Source organism: Allobaculum fili (assembly GCF_020969955.1).
Classification (GTDB): domain Bacteria; phylum Bacillota_I; class Bacilli_A; order Erysipelotrichales; family Erysipelotrichaceae; genus Allobaculum; species Allobaculum fili.
This window is the reverse complement of record NZ_JAHDSX010000065.1, coordinates 1-8,428: the sequence shown is the minus strand read 5'-3', so window position 1 is coordinate 8,428 and position 8,428 is coordinate 1. Positions and strand designations below refer to the sequence as shown.

The 8,428-nt window shown below is 47.9% G+C and carries 7 protein-coding genes; 4 read left to right on the top strand and 3 right to left on the bottom strand.

From position 1 onward, the window contains the following. Positions 1-492: 492 nt before the first annotated feature. The 3 genes from Afil_RS10045 to Afil_RS10035 all read right to left on the bottom strand — a co-directional run bounded on the left by Afil_RS10045 (position 493) and on the right by Afil_RS10035 (position 5,580). Positions 493-900, bottom strand: coding sequence for an RrF2 family transcriptional regulator (locus Afil_RS10045; protein ID WP_230268425.1), 408 nt, complete (start codon positions 898-900; stop codon positions 493-495). A 328-nt stretch (positions 901-1,228) separates the two neighbouring features. Beyond that, a complete protein-coding gene (locus tag Afil_RS10040; RefSeq protein WP_230268424.1) occupies positions 1,229-5,320 on the bottom strand; it encodes an exo-alpha-sialidase in 4,092 nt (1,363 codons plus the stop codon). Continuing rightward, positions 5,317-5,580: a hypothetical protein gene (locus tag Afil_RS10035; RefSeq protein WP_230268423.1), complete on the bottom strand. Its 264-nt coding sequence runs from the start codon at positions 5,578-5,580 to the stop codon at positions 5,317-5,319. Before Afil_RS10035 ends, Afil_RS10040 begins: the two co-directional genes overlap by 4 nt. A gap of 304 nt (positions 5,581-5,884) precedes the next feature. Between Afil_RS10035 and cysK the strand changes: the two genes are divergently transcribed. The 4 genes from cysK to Afil_RS10015 all read left to right on the top strand — a co-directional run. Further along, a complete protein-coding gene (gene cysK, locus Afil_RS10030; protein WP_230268422.1) occupies positions 5,885-6,820 on the top strand; it encodes a cysteine synthase A in 936 nt (311 codons plus the stop codon). A 351-nt stretch (positions 6,821-7,171) separates the two neighbouring features. Next, positions 7,172-7,627 (top strand): hypothetical protein, encoded by a 456-nt coding sequence (locus tag Afil_RS10025; protein WP_230268421.1) that lies wholly within the window; start codon positions 7,172-7,174, stop codon positions 7,625-7,627. Next, positions 7,549-7,851, top strand: coding sequence for a dihydrofolate reductase family protein (locus tag Afil_RS10020; RefSeq protein WP_242745614.1), 303 nt, complete (start codon positions 7,549-7,551; stop codon positions 7,849-7,851). The genes Afil_RS10025 and Afil_RS10020 overlap by 79 nt, the downstream gene beginning before the upstream one ends. 229 nt (positions 7,852-8,080) lie before the next feature. Next, on the top strand, positions 8,081-8,428 hold a 348-nt coding region (locus Afil_RS10015; protein WP_230268420.1), incomplete at its 3' end, for a transposase.

The following is an 8,428-nucleotide window of genomic DNA, read 5'->3' as shown; positions in this document are numbered from 1 at the left end:
ACGCTTATGCGTTTAATGTTTCGTGAATAAATGATTGTTCGAGTACTTTTTGTGATTTTAAGAATCGACGTTGTGTATTTCGAATTTCTTGATCTGTCTGTAAAGTTTTCAAAGAGCCATCTGTTTGCGAGAAGATCAATGTCTCTCACAAGGCTTGTTTATCCTATCATCGTCAGAAATTTCTGTCAACAGTTATTCGTGAAATTCTTCAAGATTTTCACTTAAGCTGTTTTCTTAGATATCTAAAGGTGATTTGACGACTGAGAGAAGCGATTTCCCTGAGCGCTCAACTATAATAACACGGGCATCCAGGCGATGCAAGCATTATTTGTGAATTTTTTAACCAATTTCACGTATAGTCGGCTTATTTCTTTCTGCCGCTGTTTATTTTCGGCTTTCCAGAAACACAGCTTCCTAAGCTTAGGTCATTCGAAAAAGAATGTCAACTTATTGCCCTTCTTCACGGCTCGTTCGGGATCAGGGCCTGCGCAATCAGATGTTTCCATCGACCAGATCCTGGAGCGTCAGTCCGTCAAAAAAGTCGTTCACCATACCGTCGAAGCGGATCCACAGCGGCAGCGTTTCACATTCCGCTTTTCGATCACAGACATAATCGGGATTTCGCAGACAGGCTACCGATTCCAGACTTCCCTCAGCACTGCGAAGAATTTCGCTCAGGCGAATATCTTCTGGTTTCCTCAGAAGGCGATAGCCGCCGCCTTTTCCTCGCAGTCCCTGAACATATCCATCCGCTGCGAGCGAACGAATAATGCTTTCCAGATATTTCTTCGACATGTGCTGTGTCTGAGCAATGGAGTCTAAGGAAATCCATTGATCCGGATCGCCTTTCGCCAGTTCAAGCATAACGCGCAGGGCATAGCGTCCACGGGTAGAAATCATACAGGTCACTTCCTTTCCTGATCGCAGATTTCGAAATGAACTAATCATTCCCTTTTTATTAATACATTATAGCGGCCGGCGGTTTCAGATTCATTGTGCAGGTTACATAAATTAGCCACTATGTGAAGTTTAAAAACAGACGTTGGAAATTCTTCTTTCTCTTTTTCTCATCGGGACGGACTCCGATTCCTTCGAATCGGTGTCCATACAAAAAGGCTGCTGCCGGTGAACGGAATAGAATCCGTCGACAGGCAGCAGCCTTACTGCTTTTGAAAAATCTTACCGTTCCATATGGATTTGGAAACGGATTTATCTCAAGCCTTGATCCTTATTTTTTGATGCCGGAAAGCTTTTCGGAATTTGATTTCAGGCGAAGAGCCAGCAGCTGATTGTTGATCTCTTTCGCTTTGGCGTTTACTTCTTCCTGTGTCGCTTCATCCGAATTCAGAAGGGCCTGATATTCGGCCTTCTTATCTTCGAGAGCTTTATATCCATCCTTGAACTGTGTGAAGTCCAGAGCATAGGCTTTGTTGAATGCAGTCTGCAGCTGAGACTTATCCACAGTTACCGGAACGTAGGCTTCCAGATCCAGACGCGCATTGGCCAGTTTCATCAGCTTGCGATCCATATCAATCGGCGTTTCGATCTGATCGATCGTATTCATCGTTTCCGTACGGATATCGGTATAGTTCTTCCAGGAAGCAGCCGTGTAGTCGGATGCATTGAGGTCATTGAAGCGGTCGATTTCCTTCTGGAGGAAGGACTTGGTGGTGAGCTGACGGGATACGTCACGCAGATCCTGCAGAGTCGCATCGATTTCGCTCTGGCTGGCGTTGTTTGCAGTGATCATGGCTTCCGCTTTTTCCAGAACGACTTTGGTGTTGTCCCAGGAAGCCTTTGTCATACCGTCTTCCATGCCCTTGACTCTGCCTACGAGATTGGACAGGGCACTGAAGTCTCCAGCCCGTGTGTCGATTCCGCCTGGCGTATTAAAGGAGAGCTCAGCGATGGTAGCCCAGAGATTGCTGCTGTAGTTGTTCTTTTCCGAGAAGCGGAAGTAACGTGCTGTGGTTTCCGGAAGAGCAACATGAATCCATTTCTGCGTATTCGGCATTGTCGAATCCAGAACTTCCGTCCAGTTTTGTCCATCTGTACTGCTTTCCAGAAGGAAGTCTTTACAGATGGCATTGGTGCTCGTCTGGCGGTTCAGGAAGTTCATCTGAACGACGGTAACTTCCTTGCCCATATCAAAGGTAATCACCTGCGGCATAACCTGTGAATTGTTGTAGTGAGAATGCCAGTACGTTTTCTCATTGCCGTCAATAATGTTTACAGCTGCACCATCGGCATTTTCCGCTGTGGAGTCAGAGAACTGTGAGGTGTATGCGACGATAGAAGCCGGATGAACAACCGTAAAGTCGATCAGATCCTGCTTTGTCATCACTGCGGCTTTACCGTATACGTTGCTCAGTTCAGCGCCTTCTTTGAGAGAATCGGCGCTCGCATACGTCCAGTCAGATGGGATATCGCCTTCAAAAACGAGAGAAGTCGAACCGCTTCCCGACTTGAGGGCAAGTTCTGCAGTTTCGTCTTCGCAGCTGACCTGCAGTTTCACATCGCCTGCCGCAAATACGGTCTGATCCGCCGAAGCTTCGACAACGAGTTTTCCATCGACCATCTTCGCAGAAGTGAAGGTCAGTTCCGGTGCCTTGTTTTCGATCGCTTCTTCGTCGGAATACAGATAATTTTCATCGAATTCCACATAGGTCATAACGATTGGATCGTTATTCAGCTCATAGAAGTTCGCAAAGCGCTTGGTTCCATCTTCTGCCGGAGCGATTTCGGTCAGGCAGGAATAAGCGTAACCCGTGGGCTCCATTAGTTTGGCTTTATCGATCTGCCAATCGATCGAACCGTCTTCCTGAACTTCGCCGACGGTGACTACGCCATGCGTACGGGCAGGTCCGGCCGGTGTAGCGATCATTACGCGTTCCTTGCCGTCTTTACCGGTATAGCTGATGGCAGAAAGCTGGCAGTATACGTTGGCGATCGGAGTATCTTCGATCGATTCCCAGCTTTCGCAGTTGTCTGTGGAACGGGCCACTTTCACTTTGCCTCCGGTAGCCCGCATGAACATCAGCACGTCGCTGTTCTTAAGCTGAACGCACTGGGCTTCGGTTAAGATGTTTCCGTTACCCTGAGAACGGTCATATCCCCATACGTCCTGTACTGGAGAATTTTTCAGCTTCCAGGTTTCGCCAAAGTCATCCGATACGATTGTGGCGGAATACTGCGAACCGCCAAAGTTATTTTTCGTTGCGGTATAGATTGGTGCTACCAGACGGCCATTCGTCAGCTGCAGACCGCGGCCGGGGCCGGTTCCGAAGAATGTCATCCAGGATTCCTTGGCCATTGGCGTAATGTTCTGCGGTTCAGACCAGGTCTTGCCGTCATCATCGGAATAGAAATGCCAGATGCTCATATGTTTCTTCATATGCAGTTCGCCCTTGTCTGGGCCGTCTTCGTTCATGAAGATATTGCCGGCGTATTCTCCGTTTTTGTACAGGTTTCCAAGCGTTGTAAACGGCTGCGGTCCATGAAGCGTTACGGTGTAGTCCGTCTTTGTACCGAGCTGAATGGAATCGCCGCTTCCGGTAGTCGTATAGACGATACCGTAGCCGTCTTCTTCAACGACTGCGTAGGGCTGTGATTCCCCGTCTTTATAAACCGCTCTGTAAGCGTTGTTTCCAATATGAAGATACTGGTCGCCGTTTTCCTGGTTTCCAGATTCCATCGCTGCGTTGGACTGGGTAAACATGTCGACCAGCAGATGGATGCGTCCTTTGTGCGGCGAATCTTCGTCGAGATCCTGCATCATCAGAGAGTCGATCATAACTGCGGATTTTCCGCCCTGCTTTTTAAGCAGGTCGCTGATAATAATCGGATCATCAAATTCCGTACTGCCGCTTTCTTTACGACGAATGGCCAGGTCGATATTTCCCTGGTCGGCAAAGCCGTCGTTTCGTTTATCAATACCCGCGATCACGGTACCCTTGTCGGTCGTAATCAGCGAAGGAATACGATAAGCTGCAGATTTGTCATAGCCGACTTCAAACAGTGTTGTCTTATCGGACAGATAGCCGTCCTTAACGGTAGTCTGCCCAGAAAGGGAAAGACTTTCTGAAGCGAGCTGAGCTTCTATTGCGTTCAGAACTCCCGGATAAACCTTTATGCTTTCAATCGATCCGCCAAACGGGTTCATGATGTCTGCCTGAGATCTCTTGCAGAAACCGTACGAAATCGTATCGGGGGCAGTGATCTTATTAAACCAGCCTGCATCTGTGCTGGATGCCGTTCCCAGAGACTGTCCATCAAGATAGAATGTCCAGTTATTTCCGGAGCGAACTGCGATCAGATCGTGCCAGTGCTGATCCGTTACGTTGATTGTGTCAGGAATGACTTTATATGCGCCGATATTCTTGCCTGGTGCATCAATTCCGGCACGCCATTCATTGTTGTAGTAGTGAAGGTACAGAGAGACAAAATTATCCCGGACGCTTCCCTGAGAGAAGGAAGCCAGATAGCTCAGTCCATTCGTTTTGGATCCGTCCATGCGGAAGCGTACCGCCCAGGTGCCTTCGGTCATATCCTTAAGGGAATCAATACTTTCCGTGCTCGTATCCGTCTTTCTGGCAGCGTTCGCATCATAGACAGAACCGCCGGAATAGGCAGTAGTTGCGAGGTTTCCAAGCTGATCCTGAATGATCTGCTCTCCGGATCTTGCATCCGAGTAAACGCGGATATTTTTCAGCGTTCCGCTCATCGGATAGTTGTTTCCTCCGCTTGCGCGATTTCCCTTGCCAAATCCAACGTAGTCGACACCGCTGAGAACATCCTTAACCGCGTTCGCAGTTACATTCGCGGAATGAACCAGTTTTCCGTCGATATAAAATTTCACCGTCGATTTTGCATCGAACGAAACCGCAAGGAGATGTTCTTCACCAAAGCTTGTGTTCGTGAGTGCCACTCTTGTATCGACTGGTTTCTGACCGCTGGCTGTCAGGGTTTCGATGCCCACGGTACCGCCATTCGTCACAAAGACGTTCATATAGTGCGAGTTCTGGGAAGAATTGCCGATAAAGAACACGGTAGAAAGCGCATTGGTGCAGGTAAAGCTCGTTTCAAAGGTGAAGCTTTCGAGTGCAGCAAATTTCGCGAGTTCCGCAACATCCGTGACGGTAAGAGGATTGTCCCCGTTATTGAGTGTGACCAGATCGTCATGGCTGTACAGCAGAGTTGTATCCGCCTGCGGCGCAGTTTCGTTCTGCTCTTGCGCGAATGCCGTGAGTGTGTAGGACGGCATTACGGAAGGCATGGCGAGTGCTGCAGCCAGAAGGACGGAACAGATTCGTTTTTTCATGAAGTTTCCTTTCCTTTGATATCCGGTTCTGCCCCCTCCTTCAGACTTGCCCTAATCGTTGAGAAGAAACAGAACTGTCCCATTTCGGTCAGAAGTGCCCGATGATCCAGCCGAAATGATAGGTATAAAGATAGGATAAACTTTTTTGAAGGCGTTTTCATCCGCTTTTCGGTGTATAAAAAATGCTTCTGTTGATATATTTTAATTTTTCCTGTTGGACCGACCATTTTTCTTCCTTCAACCCTTCCTTTACCTGTCAAACGTTTTTAAAGCGAAAGCTTCGTCCGTTTTATGTTTTATATCCCTTAAACTGGGCTTTTTTTTGCATTTTCTGGAATTCGCTTTCTTTCGGATTTTCTTAAGCGTTTTTTATTAAAACAAACCAGCCTTTTATAAACCTATTGATTTAGTAGGTTTATTGGATTATGCTTGCGCCATGCTCGTTTTCGATCGGATTGAAGATTTGGGCATGTCAATTCATTCCATGCACAAAATCCGTAACCATACATACAGGAACGACATACAGGAACGGTTTGAAACCTGTTCAGAAGGAGGACCCCCGCTATGTCCAAGATCTATACCGCTGCCGATCAGCTGGTCGGACACACCCCGCTCGTTGAACTCACGCACATCGAAAAAGAGAACGGCCTGGATGCAAAAATTCTCGCCAAAGTGGAGTATTTTAATCCCTCGGGATCTGTCAAAGACCGAATTGCGCGCAAGATGATTGAAGATGCCGAAAAAGACGGCCGCCTCAAACCTGGCACAACCATCATTGAACCGACCTCCGGCAATACCGGAATCGGCCTGGCCGCCATCGCGGCTGCCAAAGGCTATCCGACGATTATCGTTCTTCCGGACTCGATGTCCAAAGAACGCCGTCAGCTCATGAAAGCGTTCGGCGCCCAGGTCGTTTTAACGCCCGGTGCTCAGGGTACAAAAGGCGCCATTGCCAAAGCCGCAGAACTGCTCAAGGAAATTCCGAACAGCTTCATGCCGGATCAGTTTGACAATCCATCTAATCCAAAAGCGCATTACGAACACACGGGTCCGGAAATCTGGGAAGATACCGACGGCAAAGTCGACATCTTCATTTCCGGCGTAGGTACAGGCGGAACGATCTCCGGTACCGGCAAATACCTCAAGGAAAAAAATCCGGATATCCAGATCATCGCTCTCGAACCTTCGGGATCGCCTGTACTGGCTGGCGGAAAGCCCGGTCCTCACAAAATTCAGGGCATCGGCGCCGGCTTTGTCCCAGAAACGCTCGACCGTGACATTTATGACGAATTGATCGAAGTCTCCAACGAGGCCGCCTATGACAGTGCACGGGAACTGGCCGCGAAAGAAGGCCTGCTGACCGGTATTTCTTCTGGTGCCGCATTATGGGCAGCCAAACAGGTAGCCAGCCGTCCGGAAAACAAAGGCAAGACAATTGTTGCTCTGCTGCCGGACAGCGGAGACCGCTACCTCTCTACCGATCTGTATCCAGACGCCTGATCCCTGTTTGAAATCTCGCATCACCAGAGTTCTAAACGAATCCAATCCATTCCTTATCCAAAACCTTATTTATCCAAATTACTTTTATCCATACTTTCAATTTTCGTCTCTGCTCCTCTGGCCCTCCAATCCGGAGGAGTTTTCTTTTCTTTGGATACATATCCGCGTAAGTCATTTCCCCTTTGATCAGTTTGCGGCAGCCAGATAGACCGTGCTTGACCTGAAGCAAGCTTCAGGTCGTACGATATAGATAAGGAAAACTCTCTGCGATCGAAACCGGCTTTGTATTCCCTCTCGGGAAGATGCAGATCCGACGGATCCGGAGAAAAGATCAAAGACAAGGAGAAAGAAATGAACAAGCCCTATATCCTCTGCCATATGATGATGTCCCTCGATGGACGCATCGACTGTGCCATTACCGCCTCCATTGACGGTTCGGACGAATATTATGAAACGCTCGAGGCTCTAGACACCCCTTCACATGTGAGCGGACGGGTGACTGCCGAACTGGAAATGGCTCTGCCTGGAAAATTTGAGAGCGCAAAAGATGCACCGTCCATCGGTAAAACTGCCTTTTCCAAAAACCAGACCACAGATCATTATGAAATCGTCCTCGATACCCACGGAACGCTGCTCTGGCCGAAAGCGAAAGATCTGGAAGATCCCCTGCTGATTGTGGTCTCTGAACAGGGGAGGAAAGATTATCTGGACGATCTCGATTCGAAAATATTTCCTGGATTGCCTGCGGAAAAGACCGGATCCATCTGCCGCGCGTCTGCGAAATTCTCAAAGACGAATTCCATGTAGGACGGATGGTAGTCGTTGGCGGCGGTACGATTAATGGCGCCTTTCTGGATGCGGGACTGCTTGATGAAGTAAGCATCCTTCTTGGACCGGCCATCGACGGCCACAATGGAATGCGGGCTGTATTTGACGGACTTCCCATGGATCGAAAACCTTTCAAGCTTCATCTCGATCATGTCCAGTCCTATCCAGACGGAGCCATCTGGCTGCGCTACACATTCCGGTAAGGAAAGGAACAGTTCGATCCGCTTCCTGCTGATGAAGCGGATGTTACCCATTCCAATAAAAAAAACGGATTTTCCATGAGGCTGCTGAAAAAGTCTCTTTAAATTCCGACATACATAAGTAAATTGTATGTCGGAATTTTTATTTGTCTGAAGTATCCGCACCGATGATCGAATTTATTAATATTTAAAATTGATTTTATTATATAATATTTATAGGATGACGAAGTTTATGTTGAATAACTCGAATACTCTGACTCTTAGCTACAGCCCTTACCTTGATCTTTACGACATTTTGATTCCCAAAACGAACTTCTGGCGAATGCTTAAGGAAAATGTCGATTTTTCCTTTATTCGGGATATCGTTGGCGAGAACTATACACAGGATTATGGAAGAACGGCGGTCGATCCTGAATTTATGCTTAAGCTTTTGCTTCTTAAAGCCGCTCACGAGCTCTCCGATCGTGATTTGATCCATAAGGCAACCTTCGACCTCGAAATGAAGTTCTTTCTTGGTCTGGATCCTGAAGAGACGAAGATTATCGATCCCTCTCTTCTTTCCAAATTTCGCTCTACTCGT